Source organism: Massilia alkalitolerans DSM 17462 (assembly GCF_000427785.1).
Lineage (GTDB): Bacteria > Pseudomonadota > Gammaproteobacteria > Burkholderiales > Burkholderiaceae_D > Telluria > Telluria alkalitolerans.
This window is the reverse complement of sequence record NZ_ATYR01000018.1, coordinates 85,232-107,666: the sequence shown is the minus strand read 5'-3', so window position 1 is coordinate 107,666 and position 22,435 is coordinate 85,232. Positions and strand designations below refer to the sequence as shown.

Annotated in this window: 22 protein-coding genes and 2 tRNA genes; 14 read left to right on the top strand and 10 right to left on the bottom strand. The window is 65.6% G+C overall.

What is annotated here, in order from left to right:
* The first annotated feature begins 259 nt into the window (after nt 1–259).
* Nucleotides 260–586: a DUF3052 family protein gene (locus YWC_RS0118365; RefSeq protein WP_229413135.1), complete on the top strand. Its 327-nt coding sequence runs from the start codon at nt 260–262 to the stop codon at nt 584–586.
* Here the strand turns inward: YWC_RS0118365 and queG are convergent.
* The gene (gene queG / locus YWC_RS0118360; RefSeq protein WP_027866700.1) at nt 563–1,678 is read right to left on the bottom strand and encodes a tRNA epoxyqueuosine(34) reductase QueG; all 1,116 of its coding nucleotides are present in this window, start codon (nt 1,676–1,678) and stop codon (nt 563–565) included. The genes YWC_RS0118365 and queG overlap by 24 nt on opposite strands.
* Before the next feature lie 52 nt (nt 1,679–1,730).
* On the opposite strand from queG, the gene tsaE reads away from it, so the two are divergent.
* From tsaE to YWC_RS0118345, 3 genes are read left to right on the top strand one after another with little or no spacing between them, the layout of a single operon-like run.
* On the top strand, nt 1,731–2,219 hold the full coding sequence (tsaE, locus tag YWC_RS0118355; protein ID WP_027866699.1) for a tRNA (adenosine(37)-N6)-threonylcarbamoyltransferase complex ATPase subunit type 1 TsaE: 489 nt from the start codon (nt 1,731–1,733) through the stop codon (nt 2,217–2,219).
* Nucleotides 2,180–3,604: an N-acetylmuramoyl-L-alanine amidase gene (locus tag YWC_RS0118350; RefSeq protein ID WP_051306551.1), complete on the top strand. Its 1,425-nt coding sequence runs from the start codon at nt 2,180–2,182 to the stop codon at nt 3,602–3,604. The genes tsaE and YWC_RS0118350 overlap by 40 nt, the downstream gene beginning before the upstream one ends.
* A gap of 13 nt (nt 3,605–3,617) precedes the next feature.
* Complete coding sequence (locus YWC_RS0118345) at nt 3,618–4,412, top strand: D-hexose-6-phosphate mutarotase (protein WP_036214956.1); 795 nt, start codon at nt 3,618–3,620, stop codon at nt 4,410–4,412.
* A 185-nt stretch (nt 4,413–4,597) separates the two neighbouring features.
* Here YWC_RS0118345 and YWC_RS0118340 read toward each other — a convergent pair whose 3' ends face one another.
* Nucleotides 4,598–5,665: a carbonic anhydrase gene (locus YWC_RS0118340; RefSeq protein WP_027866696.1), complete on the bottom strand. Its 1,068-nt coding sequence runs from the start codon at nt 5,663–5,665 to the stop codon at nt 4,598–4,600.
* 119 nt (nt 5,666–5,784) lie between these two features.
* Nucleotides 5,785–6,429, bottom strand: a complete 645-nt coding sequence (locus tag YWC_RS0118335; protein WP_027866695.1) for a VTT domain-containing protein — start codon at nt 6,427–6,429, stop codon at nt 5,785–5,787.
* A 138-nt stretch (nt 6,430–6,567) separates the two neighbouring features.
* Between YWC_RS0118335 and YWC_RS0118330 the strand changes: the two genes are divergently transcribed.
* From YWC_RS0118330 to YWC_RS0118310, 5 genes are all read left to right on the top strand, one after another.
* The gene (locus tag YWC_RS0118330) at nt 6,568–7,497 is read left to right on the top strand and encodes a peptidylprolyl isomerase (RefSeq protein ID WP_036214955.1); all 930 of its coding nucleotides are present in this window, start codon (nt 6,568–6,570) and stop codon (nt 7,495–7,497) included.
* A gap of 18 nt (nt 7,498–7,515) precedes the next feature.
* Complete coding sequence (gene mutL / locus YWC_RS0118325; RefSeq protein ID WP_027866693.1) at nt 7,516–9,420, top strand: DNA mismatch repair endonuclease MutL; 1,905 nt, start codon at nt 7,516–7,518, stop codon at nt 9,418–9,420.
* A gap of 5 nt (nt 9,421–9,425) precedes the next feature.
* The gene (gene miaA, locus YWC_RS0118320; RefSeq protein ID WP_027866692.1) at nt 9,426–10,376 is read left to right on the top strand and encodes a tRNA (adenosine(37)-N6)-dimethylallyltransferase MiaA; all 951 of its coding nucleotides are present in this window, start codon (nt 9,426–9,428) and stop codon (nt 10,374–10,376) included.
* Nucleotides 10,377–10,458: 82 nt separating this feature from the next.
* Nucleotides 10,459–10,535: transfer RNA gene (locus YWC_RS0118315), tRNA-Met, on the top strand.
* Nucleotides 10,536–10,608: 73 nt separating this feature from the next.
* Nucleotides 10,609–10,685, top strand: a tRNA-Met gene (locus YWC_RS0118310).
* 52 nt (nt 10,686–10,737) lie between these two features.
* Here the strand turns inward: YWC_RS0118310 and YWC_RS33375 are convergent.
* Nucleotides 10,738–10,896, bottom strand: coding sequence for a hypothetical protein (locus YWC_RS33375; protein ID WP_027866691.1), 159 nt, complete (start codon nt 10,894–10,896; stop codon nt 10,738–10,740).
* A gap of 218 nt (nt 10,897–11,114) precedes the next feature.
* Between YWC_RS33375 and YWC_RS0118300 the strand changes: the two genes are divergently transcribed.
* Nucleotides 11,115–11,330, top strand: coding sequence for a hypothetical protein (locus tag YWC_RS0118300; RefSeq protein WP_027866690.1), 216 nt, complete (start codon nt 11,115–11,117; stop codon nt 11,328–11,330).
* 11 nt (nt 11,331–11,341) lie between these two features.
* On the opposite strand, the gene YWC_RS29955 is transcribed toward YWC_RS0118300, so the two are convergent.
* The 5 genes from YWC_RS29955 to YWC_RS0118275 are packed head-to-tail and all read right to left on the bottom strand — an operon-like array spanning nt 11,342 to nt 16,487.
* A complete protein-coding gene (locus tag YWC_RS29955) occupies nt 11,342–11,656 on the bottom strand; it encodes a putative signal transducing protein (RefSeq protein ID WP_027866689.1) in 315 nt (104 codons plus the stop codon).
* Nucleotides 11,657–11,680: 24 nt separating this feature from the next.
* Entirely contained in the window at nt 11,681–12,946 is a 1,266-nt protein-coding gene (locus YWC_RS0118290) for a DUF445 domain-containing protein (RefSeq protein WP_027866688.1), read from the bottom strand.
* A gap of 34 nt (nt 12,947–12,980) precedes the next feature.
* Nucleotides 12,981–14,138, bottom strand: coding sequence for a CaiB/BaiF CoA transferase family protein (locus YWC_RS0118285; protein WP_027866687.1), 1,158 nt, complete (start codon nt 14,136–14,138; stop codon nt 12,981–12,983).
* A 14-nt stretch (nt 14,139–14,152) separates the two neighbouring features.
* The gene (locus YWC_RS0118280) at nt 14,153–15,295 is read right to left on the bottom strand and encodes an acyl-CoA dehydrogenase family protein (RefSeq protein WP_027866686.1); all 1,143 of its coding nucleotides are present in this window, start codon (nt 15,293–15,295) and stop codon (nt 14,153–14,155) included.
* A 10-nt stretch (nt 15,296–15,305) separates the two neighbouring features.
* The gene (locus YWC_RS0118275) at nt 15,306–16,487 is read right to left on the bottom strand and encodes a lipid-transfer protein (protein WP_027866685.1); all 1,182 of its coding nucleotides are present in this window, start codon (nt 16,485–16,487) and stop codon (nt 15,306–15,308) included.
* A 96-nt stretch (nt 16,488–16,583) separates the two neighbouring features.
* On the opposite strand from YWC_RS0118275, the gene YWC_RS0118270 reads away from it, so the two are divergent.
* The 4 genes from YWC_RS0118270 (at nt 16,584) to YWC_RS0118255 (ending at nt 20,212) form a co-directional block, all read left to right on the top strand.
* Nucleotides 16,584–17,231 (top strand): TetR/AcrR family transcriptional regulator, encoded by a 648-nt coding sequence (locus tag YWC_RS0118270; RefSeq protein WP_027866684.1) that lies wholly within the window; start codon nt 16,584–16,586, stop codon nt 17,229–17,231.
* Nucleotides 17,232–17,333: 102 nt separating this feature from the next.
* The gene (locus YWC_RS0118265; protein WP_027866683.1) at nt 17,334–19,031 is read left to right on the top strand and encodes a cation:proton antiporter domain-containing protein; all 1,698 of its coding nucleotides are present in this window, start codon (nt 17,334–17,336) and stop codon (nt 19,029–19,031) included.
* 113 nt (nt 19,032–19,144) lie between these two features.
* Nucleotides 19,145–19,723, top strand: coding sequence for a DUF3267 domain-containing protein (locus YWC_RS0118260; protein ID WP_027866682.1), 579 nt, complete (start codon nt 19,145–19,147; stop codon nt 19,721–19,723).
* Between the two features lie 252 nt (nt 19,724–19,975).
* Nucleotides 19,976–20,212, top strand: a complete 237-nt coding sequence (locus YWC_RS0118255) for a hypothetical protein (protein WP_027866681.1) — start codon at nt 19,976–19,978, stop codon at nt 20,210–20,212.
* A 241-nt stretch (nt 20,213–20,453) separates the two neighbouring features.
* Here YWC_RS0118255 and YWC_RS0118250 read toward each other — a convergent pair whose 3' ends face one another.
* A complete protein-coding gene (locus YWC_RS0118250) occupies nt 20,454–22,424 on the bottom strand; it encodes an AAA family ATPase (RefSeq protein WP_027866680.1) in 1,971 nt (656 codons plus the stop codon).
* Nucleotides 22,425–22,435: the final 11 nt, after the last annotated feature.

Genomic DNA, 22,435 nt, shown 5'->3' with positions numbered 1-22,435 from the left:
CTTTGCTTATCACCGCGTGGGCGGAAAATAGTCCACTGGACTATTTTCCCCTGCCCACCCTACACGCCCTCAATTGCTCTTCGTTCTCCTTCTTTTTCGCGCGGCAAGCGTCACTGCGGTTTGAAGGAAGCCTTGTAAAATGAACCGGAACGCGACACGGCCGCTGCATTCTGTGGCGATCGCGGAGCTATTGCATTTAGGAATTCTCATGAACGAAAAAACAGTTGCAGACAAGATGTTCCTGAGGACGGCGAAATCGATGCTGATCCTTAACGGACAAGCCAATCCCGGCGTGGCGGCGCAGATGCCGCAGCAGCTCGTCCAGGAAGGCGACGGTCCCTTCGACGTGATCCTGATGTTCGCGCTCAACCGCAAGGAGCTCGAGCAGTACCTGCCGATCGCCAAGGAACGCCTGGGCGAAAAGGGTTCCTTGTGGATCGCCTACCTCAAGCAGACCGCCTCCAAGGCCACCGACATCAACCGCGATTCGATCAATGCCTATGCCAAGGAAAACGGCATCACCGCGGTGGCGATGATCTCGATCGACGGCGACTGGTCCGGCCTACGCCTCAAACGGATCGAGTAAAACGCCATGCTGTGCGAGCGCCCAGGTTACATGCTCGCGCACCAGGCTTGAAGGGTGGCCGGTACGCGCTCGTAAAGCGGCCACAATCGCCGCATCGCCCTTGCCGGCCGCGCTCGCCGCGGCATTGCCCAGCCCCACCGCCAGGTTGCGCAGCCAGCGCTCGTGGCCGATACGCCGGATCGGGCTGCCTTCCATCCGGCGGTTGAATTCCTCCTCTTCCCACCCGAACAGTTCAATCATGCCGGCGTCGCCCAGGCCATTCCTCTCGTCGAAGTCGGGTAGCAACGCGCGCTGCGCGAACTTGTTCCACGGGCAGGCCAGCTGGCAGTCGTCGCAGCCGTAGATGCGGTTGCCGATCAGGGGGCGCAAGTCTTCCGGGATGCTGCCCTTGAGCTCGATGGTCAGGTAGGAAATGCAGCGCCGCGCGTCGAGCCGGCCGGGGCCGAGGATGGCCTGGGTCGGGCAGACCTCGATGCAGGCCTGGCAGCCGCCGCAGTGGGCGCCGGTGGGCGGATCCACGGGCAGCGGCAGGTCGACCAGGATTTCGCCGATGAAGAAGGTGGAGCCGGCCGCGCGCGACAGCAGCAGCGTGTGCTTGCCGCGCCAGCCCAGGCCGGCTTTTTCCGCCAGCGGCAGTTCCATCACCGGCGCCGAGTCCGTGAATACGCGGTAGCCCAGCTCGCCGACGGCCGCCTTGACCTTCTCGGCCAGGGCCTGCAGGCGGTTGCGCAGCACCTTGTGGTAGTCGCGGCCGCGCGCGTACACCGAGACCACGGCGGCGCCCGGTTTCAGCTGGCGCGCGTGTTCCTCGGCACGCCAGTCCTCGCCGCGCGACATCGGCAGGTAGTCCATGCGCGCGACGATGGCGCGCACCGTGCCCGGCACCAGCTCGCTTGGCCGCGCACGCTTCATGCCGTGGCTTGCCATATAATCCATCTCGCCATGGCAGCCGGCGTCCAGCCAGGCCTGCAAGCCGGCTTCCGCATGCGCCAGGTCGACGTCCGCGATGCGCACGTCGGCGAAACCGAGTTCCGCGCCCCATGCCTTGATGGTGCGTGCGAGCTCGTACAGGTCGGGTGGGGATGTCAGCATGGCGGGATGAACAACATGGCGACAGCGGTCGCTTAACACGCTATTTTATTCGATGCAGCCTTTCAAAGCCTACTTGCCCGACGAATCCGCGACCGCCGCCTTGGGTGCGGCGCTGGCACGCGCGCTCCAGCCCGGCCTGGTGATCTACCTGCACGGCGACCTCGGCGCAGGCAAGACGGCGCTCACCCGCGCCCTGATCCAGGCGGCCGGGCACAAGGGCACGGTCAAGAGCCCGACCTACACGCTGTCCGAACCCTACCGCGTGCAGGTCGATGGCCAGGAAATCAACATCATCCACTACGACCTGTACCGGATGTCGAGCCCCGAAGAATTCCTGGACGCGGGCTTCCGCGAAGACTTCGACGGCAGGAATATCTGCATCGTCGAATGGCCCGAAAAAGGCGAGCCGGTGTTGCCCTCACCCGACGTTCGAATCTTGCTTGACGTCAGCGGTCTCGGCCGTGAGGTAGAATTGCAGGCGTTGACTCAACCAGGCCTGCTATGTCTCGACCGCCTCGCCTACCCGCCACCGACTCCCTGATTCCTGGTTCGCCGCGCCGCCGCACCCTGCTCAAGGCCGGCGGGACGCTGCTGCTTTCCGTGATCGCCCCGCTGCCGGCCAGCGCCGCGCAGATCCTGGCCGTCCGTGTCTGGCCCGCACCCGACTACACGCGCGTGACGCTGGAAAACGACAGCAACCTCAAGACCGAGCACTTCCTGCTGTCCGACCCGCCGCGCATGGTGGTGGACATCGACGGGCTGGGCCTGAACAGCACCCTGAAGAGCCTGGTCGCCAAGATCGAATCGAACGACCCCTACATCAAGCAGGTGCGGGTCGGCCAGAACCGTCCGAACGTGGTGCGCCTGGTGTTCGACCTGAAGGAAGAGATCAAGCCGGAAGTGTTTACGCTGGCGCCGGTGGCCGGCTACCAGCACCGCCTGATCTTCGACCTCTACCCGACCAAGCCGGTCGATCCGATCGCAGCGCTGATCGAAAAGGGCGACTGGTTCAGCGAGGCGCCGACCTCGGCGGCTGCCGGCAGCGCCAATCCAGCCTCGCCCCTGCCGGCCGCGCCGCCGGCCCAGACCGGCGCCGTCCCGGAAGCCATCGCCAAGCTGGAATCCGAGATGTCGGCCCTGGACGGCACCCCGCCGCCGCAGCCGGTACAGCCGACGCCGTCGAAAGCCGGCGCCAAGGCTGCGCCGCCCAAGGTGGTGCGCATGGTCACCATCGCGCTCGACCCGGGCCACGGTGGCGAGGACCCCGGCGCGATCGGCGCCAACGGCAGCCGCGAGAAGGACATCGTGCTGGCCGTGGCCAAGCGCCTGAAGGCCAGGCTCGAGCAGTTGCCGAATACCCGCGTCATGCTCACCCGCGACGGCGATTACTTCGTGCCGCTCGGCCAGCGCGTGCAGAAGGCGCGCAAGGTGCAGGCCGACCTGTTCGTGTCGATCCACGCGGATGCCTGGATCTCGCCGACCGCGCGCGGCTCCTCGGTGTTCGTGCTGTCCGAAAAGGGCGCCAGCTCGAGCGCGGCGCGCTGGCTGGCGGACGGCCAGAACCGGGCCGACCTGATCGGCGGCGCCAACTTCGCGGTGCGGGACAAGCAGATCGCAAGCGTGCTGCTCGACCTGTCGACCACGGCCCAGATCAACGACAGCCTCAAGCTCGGCAAGGCCGTCCTGAGCGAAATCGGCGGCATCAACCGCCTGCACAAGGCCTCGGTCGAACAGGCCGGCTTCGCAGTGCTGAAGGCGCCTGACATTCCGTCGATTCTGGTGGAAACTGCATTCATCTCGAACCCGCAGGAAGAAGCCAAGCTTCGCGACGAAGGCTACCAGAACCAGCTGGCCGAGGCCATCACCAATGGCATCAAGCGCTATTTCGCCGACAACCCGCCAATGGCCAAGAGCCGCCAGACCTGACCCTTAGCTGACCATGACCCTCGCCACCCACACCACCTACGGGCAACTGCCCGCGATCCGGATCCAGGCGCCGGACGGCGCCGAAGCCACCATCACCCTGTATGGCGCCCACCTGGTTTCCTGGAAGGGCGCGGACGGCCGGGAACGCATGTTCATGAGCGAGAAATCGGTGCTCGACGGCAGCAAGGCGCTGCGCGGCGGCGTGCCGGTGATCTTTCCGCAGTTCGCCGAACGCGGCAAGGGCATGCGCCACGGCTTTGCGCGCGTGAGCAACTGGCGCCTCGAAGACAGCGGCCTGGAAGACAATGCAGCCTGGGCCAGCTTCGACCTGGCGGCGGGCGACCTGCCCACCACCCTGGCCGACGCCTGGCCGCACACCTTTGCCCTGTGCCTGCGCGTGGCGGTGCGCGCCAACGAACTGGACATGACGCTCACCGTGCGCAACCTGGGCGCCGCCCCCTTCCCCTTCGCGGCGGCGCTGCATACCTACCACCAGGTGCCGGACGTGTGCGAGGTGCGCATCGAGGGCATCTCCTCGGACGAGATCTCGATCATCGACAAGCTCGACGAGGTGTATCCGCACGTGGCGGGGCGCGCCCAGCTGGCCACCAGCACGGGAACGCTGGTGCTGGAACAAAGCGGCTTTACCGATGCGGTGGTGTGGAACCCGGGCGCAGTGGATGCGGCGGCGCTGCCGGACATGGAAAACGGCGAGTACAAGCGCTTCGTGTGCATCGAGCCGGCCGTGCTCGATCCGGTGACACTGGAGGCGGGGCAGTCCTGGACCGGGACCTACCGCGTCAGCTGAAATGAAGAAGCCCGGTGATGCCGGGCTTCTTTTTGCGCTGGTGGAGCGCGACGTACTTGGATTCCCGCCTTCGCGGGAATGACGTGCATGAGTTATCGTTGAAGTCGTTTGTACTGTTAACCCAGAGACCGTCGTTCCCGCGAAGGCGGGAACCCAATTTTGCGTACGTACAGACCAAACGACCGTCAGTTCGACTCCTTGATCATCCTGCCGTTACTCTGCTGGATCGGCCGCGCATTGAGCGGATACAGGCGCGAGAACAGCGCCATCTGCGCCGGCGACGCCTGCATGGTCTGCTTCATCACGATCCACAGCACGTCTTCGGTGCACGGCGGCTCGGTCAAGGAACCCATGTAGGTGAAGTACTCGCGCTTTTCCGGCAGCGCCTCGCTCGGGTCGATCAGGATCGAGGGCGACACGGTCTGGTGCTTTTCCAGCGGCAGGTGGTTCCACACCGTCTGGATCAGGGAATTGGCCTTGCCGCGCTCGAGCAGCACGGCCAGCACCAGCAGCTTGCCTTCATAGCTGCGGTGCACCAGGTGGATCACCATTTCGGTGCCCTTGCCGTTGATGCGCTCTTCCGACGGACGATGGAAGTGGAACTGCTGCAGCTCGTAGGCCATGTTGCCGACCGTGAGGAAGTTACCGCCGCCGACCGTCACCTGGATGGTGTGGCCGTTGTCGATCTCGCTGAACGAGCTCGGACGGTAGTCGAAAGCGATCTGCTCGAGGTCGACCTTGATGCCGTCGCGCAGGTCGATCGGCGACTGGCGCTTGCCGGTATTGCACTTGGCCCAGTTCGAGTTGATGTTCGACCAGTTGGCCGGGCCGTACTCGCCTTCGTAGCTCCAGTGGGTGCCGTTCTTCGGCTTGTTGGCGGCGGCGATCGCAGCTTCGGCTTCCTTGCGGCGCTTGGCTTCGGCCGCCTTGCGCGCCCTGGCGGCCGCGGCGGCGCGGGCCGCCTGCTGCTCGCGCAACTGGGCCAGGCGCTCGGCGATGCGCACCGACAGGTCGACTTCCGACTGTTCTTCGTCGGCGGCAGCCGGCGCCGGGCGGGCCGCCGCGGCGCTACGGGCATCCGCGGCGGCGGCCAGGGCCTTCATGTCCGGCTTGACCGAGCCGGGGACGGGCTTGCCTTCGAGAATGGCCTTGACGGTGGCCGTCTTGCCATCGGCGGGCTTGGGAGCGGGGTCGCTCGCGCTTGCGGAAGCCATGACAAGGCTGCAAGCCAACAGGGCGATGAGGTGGCGCATGAGAATCCAGGGAGTGTCTGTCCTCATGCTTATCGGCAATAAGCGCGGTAAACTTGAGCGCGCTGGAACAAGAACGCCCCGAAAAATCGGGGCGCTGCAAGGATGACAAGCCTTTGTCTTTACCGGCTCAGCATGTTGCGGCCGAATTTATACAGGCCGCCGATCGCCAGCGGCACCATCGCCGCCGAAATGCCGACCAGCACGATTTCGGTCAGGTGCTCCTTCACCACCGGGACATTGCCGAACAGGTAGCCGGCAGTGACCAGGCTACCCACCCACAGCACAGCCCCGGTCACGTTGAACAGCTGGAAGCGGGCCAGCGTCATCTCGGACACGCCGGCCACCAGGGGCGCGAAGCTGCGCACCACCGGCACGAAGCGCGCCACGATGATGGTCTTGCCGCCGTGCTTCTCGAAAAAGTCATGGGTGCGGCGCAGCGCATCCTTGTTGATCCAGCGGTAGTTGTGCGTAAACACGCGCTGGCCGATGGCCCGCCCCACGTAGTAGTTCACGGTATTGCCCGTCACCGCGGCCACGATCAGGAGCGTCATCAGGAGCGCGAAGTTCATCTGGCCGGTGGCGCAGAAAGCGCCCGCGATGAACAGCAGGGTGTCGCCGGGGAGGAAGAAGAACAGGACCAGTCCGGTTTCGCAAAACACGATCGCGAACAGCACGATGTAAACATAGGTTCCGTACTGGGCCAGGAGCGCGCCCAGCGTCCTGTCGACATGCAGGAGCATGTCGAATAACTGCATCAGATCCATCATCTTCCTAGAGGTTAGCCGCGCATCATACCACCAGTTACCCTCCCGGCATGCGGCAGCATCCGGACGGCTTTACCTTCCGACCACATTCCCGCACAATCGCCGGGATAAGCAACGGATAACACACCTGGAGACCGCATGACCGCTTCGTTCAACGCATCACGCCTGGCCCTCGCCGCCCTGGCCCTGCTGGCCGCCGGCAGCGCCGGCGCCGCCCCTGCCAAGCCTGAAAAAGAGTTGCCGCCGAAGCCCGCGCTGGCCGACGTGGTCAAGGCATCCAAGCCGGCCGACTGGCGCGCGCTGGACCCGGAAAACACGCTGTACATGGACCTGCCGACCGGACGCGTGGTCATCGAACTGGCTCCGAGCTTTGCACCGAATACCGCCGCCAACATCCGCGCCCTCGTGCGCGAGAAGTACTTCGACGACCTGTTCATCATCCGCTCGCAGGACGGCTTCGTGGTGCAGTGGGGCGACCCGGACGAGGAAAACCCGAAACCGTTCAAGGCCGCCAGGACCATCAAGGCCGAGTTCACCGCGCCGATCAAGGCTGCCGGCAGCTTCACCCGGCTGAAGGACGGCGACGTCTACGCGCCCCAGGTCGGACACGTAGAAGGCTTCCCGGCCGCGCGCGACCCAAGCAGCGGCCAGACCTGGCTGGTGCACTGTCCCGCGATGATCGGCGTGGCGCGCGACACCGGTTCTGACACCGGCAATGGCTCGCAGCTGTACGTCGTCACCGGCCACGCGCCGCGCCACCTCGACCGCAACATCACCGTGGTGGGCCGGGTCGTGCAGGGCATGCCGCTGCTCTCCAGCCAGCCGCGCGGCACGGGTGCCGCCGGCTTCTACGAGAAGCCCGAGCAGCGCATGCCGCTCAAGCTGGTGCGCCTGGCGGCCGACGTGCCGGAAGCCGAGCGCAGCAAGCTGGAGGTGATGCGCACCGACAGCGCCACCTGGCAGGCCGTGGTCGAGGCGCAGCGCAACCGCGGCGGCCCCTGGACCAAGGTCGCGGCCGGCAAGATCGACCTGTGCAATGCGCCGATTCCGGTGCGGGAGCAGAAGTAGGCGGGATATAATTTGGCGATGAACGCGCCCGCTCCCACCCATCGCCCGATCCAGCAACTCCCCGACCAGCTCATCTCCCAGATCGCCGCCGGCGAAGTGGTCGAGCGGCCATCTGCCGTGGTCAAGGAGCTGCTGGAAAACGCCCTCGACGCGGGCGCGACCCAGATCACCGTGCGCCTGGAAGAAGGCGGCGTCAAGCGCATCGCCATCACCGACAACGGGCGCGGCATCGAGCCCGACCAGCTGCCGTTGGCGCTGGCGCGCCATGCCACCTCAAAGATCGCCTCGCTGCACGACCTCGAACACGTCGGGACGCTGGGCTTTCGCGGCGAGGCGCTGGCGTCGATCGCCTCGGTGGCTGCGGTGCGCATCACCTCGCGCACGCCGAACGCCGCCCACGCCTATGAAATCGTCGGCTCGCACGAGGGCACGGTGGCCCCATCCTCGGGCGCGTTCGGCACCACCATCGACGTGCAGGACCTGTACTTCAATACCCCGGCGCGCCGCAAGTTCCTGAAGTCCGAGCAGACCGAATACGGCCACTGCGCCGAAGTCGTGCGCCGCATCGCGCTGTCGCGCCCGGACGTCTCGTTCAGCCTGACGCACAACGGCCGCACCATCGACCACTGGAACGTGAGCGAAGCGGCCAAGCGCAGCGGCCAGATCCTCGGCAACGACTTCGCCGAGGCGCGCCTGGCGCTGGACGAATCCGCCGGCCCGCTGCGCCTGCACGGCTACGTCGGCCTGCCGACCGCCTCCAAGGCGCGCGCCGACGGCCAGTTCTTCTACGTGAACGGGCGTTTCGTGCGCGACAAGCTGCTGGTGCACGCGGTGCGCGCGGCCTACCAGGACGTGCTGCACGGCGACCGCTTCCCCTGCTACGTGCTGTCGCTCGACCTCGATCCGGCGCTGGTCGACGTCAACGTCCACCCGTCGAAGATCGAGGTGCGCTTCCGCGACAGCCGCGCGGTGCACCAGTTCGTGTTCCACGCGGTGCAGCGCACCCTGGCCCAGACCTCGGCCACCGCCCACGGCAGCGCGCCGGCGCCGATTTCCGCGGCTGAGGTGAAACCCACCGGCACCCCGGTATGGGCGCCGCGCCCGCACGAGCAGACCTCCTTCGGTGCGCAGCTCGCGCCGAGCTTCTCGCCCTCGCCCTTCGCGCCGGGCAGCCGCTGGGACGATCCGCGCCCGCAACCGAGCACTGGCGGCGTGGCGCAGCGCACCGAATCCTACGGCGCCCTGTTCGCCGCCGGCGGACCGGCCAGGGCCGAGACGCCGGTCGGCGTGCCCTTGTCGAGCTCCGAGCGCCCGCTGTCGAACGAGGACTTCCCGCTCGGTTTCGCCCTGGCCCAGCTGCACGGCATCTACATCCTCGCCCAGAACACCAAGGGCCTGGTGCTGGTCGACATGCACGCGGCCCATGAACGCATCCTGTACGAGCAGATCAAGAACGCGCTGGACGCGCGCGCCGAGGGCGAAGAACTGCAGGTGCAACAGCTCCTGATCCCGGTGACCTTCTACGCCGACGCCATCGAGGTGGCGACCGCCCAGGACCACGCGGAGACCCTGAAGACGCTCGGCTTCGACATCGCCGCGCTGTCGCCCACCACGCTGGCGGTGCGCACCGTGCCGACCCTCCTGAAGAACGCCGACGCCCAGACGCTGGCGCGCGACGTGCTGCGCGACGTGCGCGAATTCGGCGGCTCGCGCGTGCTGATCGAGCGCCGCAACGAGCTGCTCGGCACCCTCGCCTGTCACACGGCGGTGCGTGCCAACCGTATCCTTTCTGTGCAGGAGATGAACGCCCTGCTGCGCCAGATGGAGATCACCGAGCGCTCCGACCAGTGCAACCACGGCCGCCCGACCTGGGTCCAGCTCGAAATCTCGGCACTCGACAAACTCTTCCTGCGCGGGCAGTAATCAAGATGAGCAACAAGAAACCGATGGCCGTGGCCATCATGGGCCCGACCGCGTCCGGCAAGACCGCGGCCGCGCTGGCGATCGCCAGGACCCGTCCCGTCGAGATCATCTCGGTCGACTCGGCCCTGGTCTACCGCGGCATGGACATCGGCACCGCCAAGCCGAGTCCCGAGGAGCTGGCGGCCGTGCCGCACCACCTGATCGACATCATCGACCCGCTGGAAGCCTATTCGGTGATGCAGTTCCGCGAAGATGCGATCCGCCTGGTGGGCGAGATCAGCGCGCGCGGCGCCCTGCCCCTGCTGGTGGGCGGCACCATGATGTACTTTAAGGGCCTGACCGACAGCCTGGACGAGCTGCCGACCGCCGACCCGGCCCTGCGCGCGCAGCTCGATGCGGAAGCAGCCAGCATCGGCTGGCCCGGCATGCATGCAAAGTTACGCACGCTCGACCCCGTGACTGCCGAGCGCCTGAAGCCCAAGGACGCGCAGCGCATCAACCGCGCGCTGGAGATCATCGCCCTGACCGGCAAGCCGATGTCCGAACTGCTGGGCAAGCGCGAGAAGCCCGAGCTGCCGTTTGACTTGATCTCGTTCGCGCTGGAGCCCTCGGACCGCGCCGTGCTGCACGGGCGCATCGCGCAGCGCTTCGACGCCATGCTGGGCGGGCGCGACGACGAAGGGCTGGTGGCGGAAGTGGCGCGCCTGCGTGCGCGCGGCGACCTGACGCCTGCCCTACCGTCGATCCGCTGCGTCGGCTACCGCCAGACCTGGGACTACTTAGATGGCAAGATCGACCGCGCGGAACTGCGCGAACTGGGCATCATCGCCACGCGCCAACTGGCCAAGCGCCAGATCACCTGGCTGCGCGCGATGCCGGAGCGGATCGTGATAGACTGCTTGGGTACGGACCCGACGGGCGAGCTGATGGATCGCCTGGCTCAGTTGGAAAAATGACATTGGCGCGAGATTTTTGCGTCGCAGATCGGCGTCCAGCCTTGACAGGCGGCGCGCCGGCATCGATAATGCCTGCCGTTGCGGTGATATAGCTCAGTTGGTTAGAGCACAGCACTCATAATGCTGGGGTCGGTGGTTCAAGTCCACCTATCACCACCACAGAATTCCAAACGGATGGCTTGGCTCGCAGGGTCAGGCCATTTTGTTTTACCGCCTTGCGGTGACCCTTTTCGGTGATATAGCTCAGTTGGTTAGAGCACAGCACTCATAATGCTGGGGTCGGTGGTTCAAGTCCACCTATCACCACCAGACAGAAGCGGCCCGGTTCTCGCGAACCGGGCCGTTTTGCTTATCAAGGTCGTCAGTGCTTCTTGCCGCCACCCGAGATCTTGTTCTCGGTGGCCCAGGCGCGCCGCTCGGCTTCCTTCTTCGGCACGCCCTTCTTCTCGTAGCCCTGCTCGATATGCTGGGCCTGCCGCTTCTGCTTGTCCGTATAGGACGATTTATCACCTTGAGGCATGATGGTTCTCCTGTCGATGGTGGGATGGTCCACGGGCTCTAGCCTACGCTCCTGTTTGCCTTCCATACGTTCGGTAGTTCACGCCCGGCGCCAAGCTACTCGGCCATAAAGAACGCGTCCGGATCGTGGCTGCAGATCCCCGTGTGAATTGGTGAAATTTCCTGCTTGGCAGGCTGATATAGTGATACGGATCGAGTGATCCTGAAAAGAAGATAAAAATGAGCAATCATCAATCATCCTTCCGCAGTGCATGCATCGAATTCGCCAAGATCCTGCTGCTCGTGACGTTCTCGGCTTTTATCATTGGGTACGTCGTTGGCAGCCTTGGCGGATCGCGGGAAATCGGGCTCGTCACCGCCTTCACCGGTGCAGCGATGGCTTCGACGTGGTGGCGCAGGCGCCGCAAAGCGCGCAAGGCGCAGCATCCTGGCTGAGCAGCCAGGGACTACTCGGCAGTAAAGGACTCGTCCAGCGCATAGTCGCCGCGCGCCAGGCCTTCCAGCACCGCGCCGGCCTGCTGCAGGTAGTCGGATGGCACCAGGATGCGCACCCCGCCCAGCGCCGGCGCCAGCAGCAGATCGGTCTGCATCAGGTGGGCGTCCGCCAGCACGGCCGGGATGCCGGCCGCGACCAGGCAGCCCTGGGCCAGCGTCGCTTCCATCGGGACCAGGTACCTGGCGATGATGAACAGGTCGCGGCCGGGAATCTGGACGACCTCAGGGTTGGCGGCCAGCCAGGCGTTCAGTGCGAGTTGTTCCATGCGACCCTCTCTTTTACCGTTCGGTCAAAACAGCGCCGGCGCCTGTGACAGCAGGTACAGGGTGACGCCGATCAGGCCACCGACGATGGTGCCGTTGATGCGAATGTACTGCAAGTCCTTGCCGATGTTGAGTTCGATTTGCTCGGACATCTCGCGATCGTCCCACTGTTTCACCGTATCGGCGATGTGGCGCGTCAGGAAGCCCGCGAACTCTGGGGCGATGCCGCGCGCCGCCGATTCCAGGTTGTCGCTCAGGGAGGCGCGCAGCTGGGGATCCTCGGCCAGCACCTTGCCGACCCAGGCGCCGGTCGCCACCAGGCGCCGGCGCAGGCTCGACTCCTCGCTCTGCAGGTCCCGCTTGACCCAGTCCTTCAGGTCGCTCCACAGGGTGGCGAGGTAGCCGTTGAGCGTCTCGTCGCCCAGCAGGTAGGCCTTGATCTCGTCCGCCTTGCCTGCGAAGGACGGGTCGGCCTTCAGGCGCTCGATGAACTCCTGGGTGAACTTGTCGAAACGCTCGCGCAAGGGGTGGGAGGGATCGGCTGCGACCTTGTTCAGGATGCCGGAGGCGAGCCGCACGGCCAGGCCGGCGCCCTTGCGTCCGATCAGCTCGGACGGCAGCATGCTTTCGATGAAGGCATAGTCTTCCTTGAGCCAGTCGACGATGCCCTGCGAGATCGTGGCCTGGGTGTCGGCGTTGTCGAGCAGGCGCGCCAGCTGGGTGATGCCTTCGTTGAGCAGTTCCTGGTGGCGCCCGTTGCGGGTCAGGCTCTCGAGGATGGTGCCGGCCGACTTCGACAGGTCGACGCTGTTCACCATGGCGTGCACGGCGCGCCGGATGAAACCCTGGACCGCGCTGTCCTCGATGAAGTCGAGCAGCCAGACGCCCACCCGCACCAGGTGCTGGCCCAGCAGCTCGGTATTGGCGGGCTTGACCAGCCAGTCGGCCACCTTCTGCACCGGGTCGTGGCGCTGGATCAGCCTGACGATCGATTCGGTGTCGAGGAATTTCTCGTGCACGAAGCGCCCCAGGTTGTCGGCGATGCGCTCCTTGTTCTTCGGGATGATCTCGGTGTGGCGCGAGACGATCGGGATCGGCACGCGCTTGAACAGCGCCACCACCGCGAACCAGTCGGCCAGGGCGCCGACCATGGCGGCTTCGGAAAAGGCGCGCAGCAGGCCGGTCCACCAGTTCTGGGGAAGGAACAGGGTCAGCACGAACAGCAAGGCCGCGCCCGCGAAAAACGCGAGCGCGAGCATTTTCGATCGCCGCAGTTCGGCTTCTTTCGTCATAGGCTCCGGGGTCATGCCGTCCACCCCACGAATGCTATATGACTTCGCCCTTTCTCAGCGCTTCGATTGACTGTTGAGTGAAACCCCAGTCCGCCAGGATCGCCTCGCTATCCGCCCCCGGGCTGCTCGGCGCGCCGGGGGTGGCAGTTGCCGTGCGGCTGAAGCGCGGCGCCGGCGCCGGCTGGGTGACGCCGTCGATTTCCACGAAGGTGCCGCGCGCCGCGTTATGCGGGTGGCGCGGCGCCTCGATCAGGTCGAGCACAGGCGCGAAGCACACCTCGGTGCCCTCCAGCAGGCGGCACCATTCGTCGCGCGTCTTGGTGAGGAACAGCTCCGCGAAACGCTCCTGCAGCTCGGGCCAGTGCGCCTTGTTCCAGCGCTTGGTGAACAGCGGATCGACCTGGCCCGTGAGTTTCAACAGGGTGGCGAAGAACTGCGGCTCGATGGCGCCGATCGAAATGAACTTGCCGTCGGCGCAGGCATAGGTGTCGTAGAACGGCGCGCCGCCGTCGAGCAGGTTGCCTTCGCGCTGGCCGCTCCAGCTGCCTGCGCTGCGCAGGCCGTACATCATGGCGCCGAGCAGCGCTGCGCCGTCGGTCATGGCGGCATCCACCACCTGGCCCTGCCCCGACTTGCGCGCCTCCAGCACCGCGCAGACGACACCGAAAGCCAGCATCATGCCGCCGCCGCCGAAGTCGCCCACCAGGTTCAGCGGCGGCGGCGGTGGGCTGTCGGCCCGCCCGGTCGAGTACAGCATGCCCGACAGGGCGACGTAATTGATGTCGTGCCCCGCCGCCTGTGCCAGCGGCCCGGTCTGGCCCCAGCCGGTGACGCGGCCATACACCAGCTTCGGGTTGCGCTCCAGGCAGTCGTCCGGGCCCAGCCCGAGGCGCTCCATCACACCCGGCCGGAAGCCTTCCAGCAGCACGTCGGCCCGTTCGATCAGCTTCATCGCCGCGCAGCGCCCGGCCGCATTCTTGAGGTCGAGCGCCAGCGAGCGGCGCCCGCGCGCCATCACGTCGTGGCGCGTGCCCAGCACCGGGTAGGGCGTGTCCGCGCCGCGACTGGCCCCGGCCTTCCTGTCGATGCGGATCACCTCCGCCCCCATGTCCGCCAGCATCATCGCGGCGAACGGGCAGGGGCCGATGCCCACCATCTCGACGACCCGCACTCCTGACAATGGTCCCGTCATGTTTTCAAGCTCCTTCAGAGAGAACGGGCGATGATTTCTTTCATGATCTCGTTGGCGCCGCCATAGATGCGCTGGACCCTGGCGTCCACGTACATCTGGGCGATCGGGTATTCCAGCATGTAGCCGTAGCCGCCGAACAGCTGCACGCACTGGTCCACCACCTTGCACTGCAGGTCCGAGATCCAGTATTTCGCCATCGAGGCGCGCACGGTGTCCATGCGCCCGGCCAGCATGTCTTCGATGCAGCGGTCGATGAAGATGCGCGCAACGGTCGCCTCGGTCTTGATCTCGGCCAGCACGAAGCGGGTGTTCTGCATCTCGATCAGGGCCTGGCCGAAGGCCTTGCGCTCGCGCGTGTGCTCGACCGTGAGCTGCAGGGCGCGCTCGATGGCGGCCACGCCGCACACCCCGAGGATGGTGCGCTCGTAGGGCAGCTCGGTCATGAGCTGGGCGAAGCCCCTGCCCTCCTCGCCTCCCAGCACGTTCGCCAAGGGGACGTGGGCTTCGTCGAAGAACAGCTCGCAGGTGTCCTGGCCCTTCTGCCCCACCTTCTCCAGGATGCGGCCGACGCGAAAGCCCGGGTTGTCCCTGGTTTCCAGCAGCAGCAGGGACACACCCTTGGCCCCGGCGGCCGGGTCGGTCTTGGCCACCACCAGGATCAGGTCGGCCATGTAGCCGTTCGAGATGAAGGTCTTGGAGCCGCTCACGCGGTAGCCATCCCGGCCGCGCACGGCCGTCGTACGGATGCCTTTCAGGTCCGAGCCGGCGCCCGGCTCGCTCATGGCGATCGCCGCGATCATCTCGCCGCTGGCCAGGCGCGGCAGGTATGTCCGCTTCTGCTCCTCGGTGCCCTGGTTCAGCAGGTAGTGCGCGACGATGGCGTGGACGTGGATCCCAAAGGCCGTATCGCCGCCATAGGACAGCTCTTCGAACACCACCGCCATGTGGGCGAAGCTGCCGCCGGCGCCGCCGTATTCTTCCGGGATGTCGGCCAGCAGCAGGCCCATCTCGCCGGCCTTGCGCCACAGGTCGCGGTCGACGTGCTGCTGCTCCCGCCAGGTCTGCTGGTGCGGCGTGATCTCGCCAGCCACGAAGCGGCGCACGGCGTCGCGAAACGCGTGCAGTTCCTCGTTCATCCAGGGGGACGTGATATCCATGCGCGCCCCCTCAGCCGTTGCGGTACATGGTGACGACACAGGCGCCGCCCAGGCCCAGGTTGTGCTGCAGCGCCACCCGCGCGCCCTCGACCTGGCGCGCCTGTGCGCTGCCGCGCAGCTGATGGGTCAGCTCGTAGCACTGGGCCAGGCCGGTGGCGCCCAGCGGGTGTCCTTTCGAGAGCAGGCCGCCGGAGGGGTTGGTGACGACCCGCCCGCCATAGGTGTTGTCGCCCTCGCGGATGAACTTGTCGGCGCCGCCTTCCGGGCACAGGCCCAGGGCTTCGTAGGTGATCAGTTCGTTGTGCGCGAAGCAGTCGTGCAGCTCGACCACGTCCAGGTCTTCCGGGCCCAGGCCGGACTGCTCGTAGACGTTTTGCGCGGCGGCGCGGCTCATGTCGTAGCCGACCAGGCGCATCATGTCGCCGGCCTCGAAGGTGTTCGGGCGGTCGGTGGTCATGGCCTGCGCGGCGATGTGGACGTCGTGGCGCAGGCCGTGGCGCAGCGCGAACTCGCCCGACACCAGCAGCGCCGCCGCGGCGCCGCAGGTCGGCGGGCAGGCCATCAGGCGCGTCATCACGCCCGGCCAGATCGCGGGGGCATCGAGTACGTCCTGGGCCGTGACTTCCTTGCGGAACAGCGCCAGCGGATTGTTCACGGCGTGGCGGCTGGCCTTGGCGCGGATGCGGGCAAAGGCTTCGAGCGGCGTGCCGTATTTGTCCATGTGCGCCAGGCCCGCGCCGCCGAAGTAGCGCAGCGCCAGCGGGATGTCCGGCTTGCCGACCAGGCGGTCGGTGACTTCGTCGAAGGCGTCGAAGGGCGTCGGGCGGTCGGTGAACACCGAGCCGAGGGCTCCGGGGCTCATCTGCTCGAAGCCGAGCACCAGCACGCACTCGGCGGCGCCGCTGGCGATCGCCTGGCGTCCGAGGAACAGCGCGGTCGAGCCGGTCGAGCAGTTGTTGTTGACGTTGACGATGGGGATGCCGCTCATGCCGACCGCGTACAGGGCCTTCTGGCCGCTGGTCGAGTCGCCGTAGACGTAGCCCGCATAGGCCTGCTCCACCTGGTCGTAGACGACGCCGGCATCTTCCAGCGCGGCGCGCGCCGCCTGCGCGCCCATCTCGTGGTAGGGGCTGCTCGCGCCCGGCTTGGCGAAGGGGATCATTCCCACACCGCTCACGTACACTTTCCTCATTACGTCTCCGTATTCTTGATTAGGTCGAGCGACCTACTATTGATCAATTATAGGTCAGTCGTACCATTAGCGGTATGCCTCTGCGATAATCGTGCGATGCCTCCCATTTCCGACGATTCGATCGATAACGCCTTGCGCAACAAGGCCTCCACCACGACCGAAAAGGGTTTTGGGCGCGCGGTCGAGATCCTGCTGGTGGCGCGCCGCCTGCTGGCCGCCGAGGGCTATGCCGGGCTGACGATGCGACGCGTGGCCCAGGAAGCCGGCATGAGCCTGTCGAACCTGCAGCATTACTACGGCAGCAAGGAGCAGTTGCTCGAAGCCCTGCTCCTGACCACGATGGACGAGTTCCAGGCCAAGATGGACCGGATCGCGGTGGCGATGGCCGGCCGGCCGCAGGTGGAGCGCTTCCTCAGCACGGTCGACATGTTCCTCGACGAGATCACCGAGCCCACCATGCATGCGATCTTCTTCGAGATCTGGGCGCTGGCCTCGCGCCATCCCTTCGCGTCCGGCCTGATGGGCAAGATGATGGGGCGCGAGCGCAAGGCGGTGTATGGCCTGATCCAGGGCCTGAACCCGGCCATCACCGAGGAGCAATACATGGAACGCGCGGTGCTGGTCGTGGCCCAGATCCAGGGGCTGATGCTGTTCCGGCTGGACCGCGTGGCGCGTCCGGAGCAGTACGCCGCGGTGCGCGCATCCCTGCACAAAGTGCTGCTATCGCTCGCAAGCGTGCCGTGATTTGCTGCCAACTGGCGCAAAGTCGCCCGTAAAAAATACCGATGAGCGACCCTCCGTCGCGTATACTGGAAGGCTTGTCAACCTGCCACGGAGGCCGCACGGATGCACCATGAACTCAGTCTGATCACCACCATTGCAGCCGCGCTGGGCTTCGGCCTCGTGTTCGGCATGCTCGCCATACGCCTGAAACTGCCTGCGCTGGTCGGCTACCTCGCCGCCGGCGTCCTGATCGGCCCCGCCACACCGGGTTTCGTCGCGGACGTAGCGCTGGCTTCCCAATTGGCGGAGATCGGGGTGATGTTGCTGATGTTCGGCGTGGGCCTGCACTTCTCGCTGGGCGACCTGCTCGACGTGAAGAAGATCGCCCTGCCCGGCGCGCTGCTGCAGATCGGCGTGGCCACGGTGATGGGCATCGGCCTGGCCCACTGGTGGGGCTGGGGCCTGGGTGCGGGACTGGTGTTCGGCCTGGCGCTGTCGGTGGCCAGTACCGTGGTGCTGCTGCGCGCTCTCGAGGCGCGCGGCGTGCTCGATTCCATGAACGGCCGCATCGCGGTGGGCTGGCTGGTGGTCGAGGACCTGGTGATGGTGCTGGTGCTGGTGATGTTGCCGGCCCTGGCCGGTCCGCTCGGCGGCAAGGGCGACGCCGGCGCCGAGCTGTGGCCGGCGCTGGGCAAGACCCTGCTGCAGGTGGGCGCCTTCGTCGCCTTCATGCTGGTGGTCGGGCGCAAGATCTTCCCGTGGTTCCTGTGGCGGGTCGCCAAGACCAATTCACGCGAGCTGTTCACGCTGTCCGTGATCGCCGCAGCGGTCGGCATCGCCTTCGCTTCGTCGGCACTGTTCGGCGTGTCGTTCGCGCTGGGCGCCTTCTTCGCGGGCATGGTGCTGCGCGAGTCCGAGCTGAGCCACCGCGCGGCGGAAGAATCGCTGCCGCTGCGCGACGCCTTCTCGGTGCTGTTCTTCGTCTCGGTCGGCATGCTGTTCGACCCGATGGTGCTGGTGCAGTATCCGCTGGAAGTGCTGGCGACCGTGGCGATCATCCTGTTCGGCAAATCGATCGCCGCCTTCGTGCTGGTGCTGGCGCTGCGCTATCCGATCAACACCGCCGTCACGGTCTCCGCCTCGTTGGCCCAGATCGGCGAATTCTCCTTCATCCTGGCGGCGCTGGGCATGCAGCTCGAACTGCTCCCCAGCCTGGGCCAGAACCTGATCCTGGCGGGCGCCATCATCTCGATCGCGGTCAACCCGCTGATGTTCAGCCTGGCCGCGCCGCTGGAGAAGTGGCTGCAATCCAAGCCGGAGCTGGCCCGCAAGCTGGAGCGTCCGGCCGACCCGCTGGCCGAGCTGCCGATGGAGACCGAGCGCGAGAAGCTGAGCGGCCAGGTGGTGCTGGTGGGCTTCGGCCGCGTCGGCCGCCGCATCGCCGACGACCTGGTGGCGCGCGGCGTGCACTTCGTGGTGGCGGAGCAGAACCGCGAGGTCGTCGAGCAGCTGCGCGGGCGCGGCATCCCGGCGGTGGCCGGCAATGCCGCCGAGCCGGCGGTGCTGATCCAGGCCCACATCACGCATGCGGCCCTCTTGGTAATCGCCACGCCCGACACCTTCCACGTGCGCCGGATGGTGGAGATCGCGCGCATGCTCAACCCCGCGGTCAAGGTGGTGGTGCGCTCGCATAACGAGGGCGAGGCCGCGCTGCTGCGCGAGGATACCGGCGGCAAGGTGTTCGTCGGCGAGCAGGAACTGGCGGCCAGCATGACGCGGCACGTGATGGAGACGCTCAAGGAGCGGGCGGCGGCGCATTAAGGCAGGTGTGCTTGTTTACTATGTGGGGCTAATTATTTTCTGGAAGAGTTTCGCATGCAACTTCTGCTGATGTACGACTTTGCCGGCGACGATCTCGCAGTGCGCCAAGTGCAATGAAATTCAAGATGGGCGCAGTGCCCGACCCCGACGATTTCAACCCGACCGCTCCCTGGCGCAAGCTCGATGAACCGCGCGCAGACAAGATCCAGCTGATCGGCGCACCGGTCGGCATGGGGGTGGCCGTGCTGTTGGCCGTGTTGTGGTACTGGCTCACGCCCATCACCGGCAAGCCGCAGGTGCCGCCGCTGTGGGAGGCGTTTGCGGCCATCGCCATCTTGATCGTGCTGCACGAAATGGTGCACGGCATGGCGCACCCGAAGGCCGGCCTGTCCGACGATTCGGTGTACGGCGTGTGGCCCTCGAAGGGCTTGTTTTACGCAATGTACCTCGGTGAGATGTCGCGCAACCGCTTCGTGGGGGTACTCCTGGCGCCGTTCCTGATCATCAGCGTGGCGCCCCTGGTAGTGTGCGCGCTGTGGTCAATTCGCTCCGACCTGGTCATGCTGGTGTCGCTCCTGAACGCGCTGTTCGCCTGCGTCGACCTGATCGGCGCCTGGCTCTTGATGACGCAGCTGCCTTCGAGCGCCATGGCGCGCAACAAGGGCTGGGAAACCTGGTGGCGCGAAGGCTGAGCGGCTGGACAAAAGCGGAGACCATGAAGTTATCTTCATGCACGCCACAGATCCGTACGCGCCTCCTTCCACCTTCTGCCCCTGACCGGACATCTGGCGCGCGACCTGAAAGCGATTGGAAAGTAGCGCCGGCGCCAATTGAATCCACGGTCGACTCCTGTCCTTCTGATAGCCTGTGATGTCTTGGCTCTGTGACCTGCTATGCTGATCTTGATGGAAGAGTTCGGCCAGACAGTCAACGGAGGAAGTAACATGAACGACCCAGGAAAAACTACGATCGCCGAGTTAGCCTTTGAACTTGGCAAAGTAACGAGACGCGCAATCGACAACACCGAAGGCAAGGCCAACCCGGCCGAACTGACGATGATCGCGAACAATCTACTTGAAGCAGGGCATGAGAAGGTTCCGAGCGAATTGCTCATGTTATTTGTAGCGGGCTTTGAAGAGGGAGACCCTCCCGAACGCCGTACCAATCTAACAAACCGTTAGTACCCCGTGCCGGGACGCTCCCTTCCCTTCCCGGCAGTTTTCGTTCCTTGTAGCCCCTGGCAAAGCCGGTGCACGGCAGCGCCGGCCGGCGTCACCCGGCTCCGGAATGCACGCAGCCCGCATCAGAATGGCAAATGCTGTGCCACCGGCTGCCGGCGGCCATCCTGCGCACGCCGACATAAAAAAACCCGCCAGCTTGCGCCAGGCGGGTTGAAGAACAGCAAGGAAAAACCTTGGGTACTCAGGCGGCCACCACTTCTTCCACGCACAGCTTGAGGTTCGCGTGGCGGCCGTGCAGCTGCGAATGGATCAGCTCGCTGCGCTCTTCGAGCAGCGCGAACACCGCATCTTTTGAGAGCACATACTCTTCCATCAGGGTGTCCTTGAGCGACTCGATCACCAGCTTGTAGTCGCGGATCGCGTTCAGGGTGTAGCTGTAGAGCTCGTCTGCCTTTTCTTCCACCAGGCGCAGCGTGTGCTCGCCGCCCATGTCCTTCTGCAGCTGCGAATAGTCCAGCTTCGAGCGCGAGTACATCGACAGGCGGCCGACCATCAGGTTCAGCATCTTGGTGATCTTCTCGATGTCGTTCTGGCTGCCCACCGAGATGCCGCGCGGGCCGTAGAACAGCTCTTCCGCCGCCACGCCGCCGTACAGGCCGATCACGTCGCGCTCCAGCTCTTCCAGGGTACGCAGCGACATATCCTGGCCCGACTGCAGCACGTAGCCCAGCGCGCCAATCTTCGACACCGCTTCGGTGCTGATCTTCAGCAGGTGCGACTTTTCCTTCACTTCGGCCAGGCTCATGCCAGCGCGCAGGTAGGGATCGATCTGCATGAAGAAGTGACCCAGTTCGTGCAGGGCGATGCGCTCGCGCTGCTTGGTCTTCTCGGCCGTGGTCGCGCGGTCGGTCAGGCCGATGGTGGCGCGCTCATAGGCACGGAACAGCAGGTTGGTGTTGATGATCGTCTTTTCCTGGATCGACAGCATCGACGCACGCTCGACCACGGTTTCCAGCAGCGCCGGGCTGAGGTTCTGCGTGATTTCCGCCACCTGGTCCAGGTTGGTGTCGGTCCAGTCGACCAGGCCGTCCTTCTTGCGCGCCAGAAAGCTGCGCAGCAATTCCTTGCGCTCGCCCTTGTTCGGCAGGCGGAAGTTGATCTTGACCGAGAAGCGGCGCAGCATCGCTTCGTCCATCTCGGTGTTCGAGTCGTCGAAGTTCGAGGCGACCACCCAGATCACGCCCTGGCCCTTGTCGCTCTTCACGCCGTCCAGCAGGCCCAGCAGGGTGTTGGCGGTGTCGTCTTCCCACTTCTTTTCGCTGCGGCCGCGCGGCATGAACAGGCTTTGCGCTTCATCCAGGAAGATGATGCACTTGCCCTTGGCGCAGGCCTTCTTGTACAGCGCGTTCAGCGCCTTCGAACCGCCGCCGACGTAGCCCGATTCCAGCGCCGAACCCGATGCCGAGATCAGCGGCATGTCCAGGCGCTTGGCCAGGTAGCCGACCAGCTTGGTCTTGCCGGTACCGGCCGGACCGGTCAGCATCACGTTGAACGGCTTGTCGATGTTGTGCGACTGGTATTCGTCGCGGTTGCGGATCATGTCTTCCAGGTGCAGGACTTCCTGCTTGATGTCGTCCATGCCGATCAGGTCGTCCATGCTGCCCTTGAGCTTGTCCGGGGTGATGACCGAGGCGCTCATGCCCATGCCCGGGACGCCGAACTTGAGCAGGTACAGCACCAGCAGCAGCACGCCGATGGTCAGGCCATAGTTCTTCAGGAAGGTGCCGGCAGTGTCGAGGGCGGTGGCGCCGTCGTCCATCACGGCCTTGTGTCTGGCCAGGTAGTCGTCCTTGGCGATCGAGTACGGGATCGCGTTCTTCAGCAGCACCTCGCGCTCGAGCGACAGGTGCGAGGTGCTCGGCACCTTGACCACGTGGATCGCCTCGGCGTCCTTGAACTTGTAGACGTAGCGCGGCGACTCCGACAGCGGCTTGGCGATCAGGAGGTATTCCAGGCGGCCCTTGTGCGCGGCCAGTTCGGTGATCTCGGCAATATTTTGCGACTGCACCACCGGATTCGGATCCTGCGGCACGGTCGATTTCCAGATTGTCACTGCCGCAATCACACCGAGCAGCACTGCCAGCGAAATGCGGACGTACACGCTCTTGAATGCGTTCTTGAAAGCAACCTGAAGTTGGGCGAAATTCGGCATCGTTTGATCTT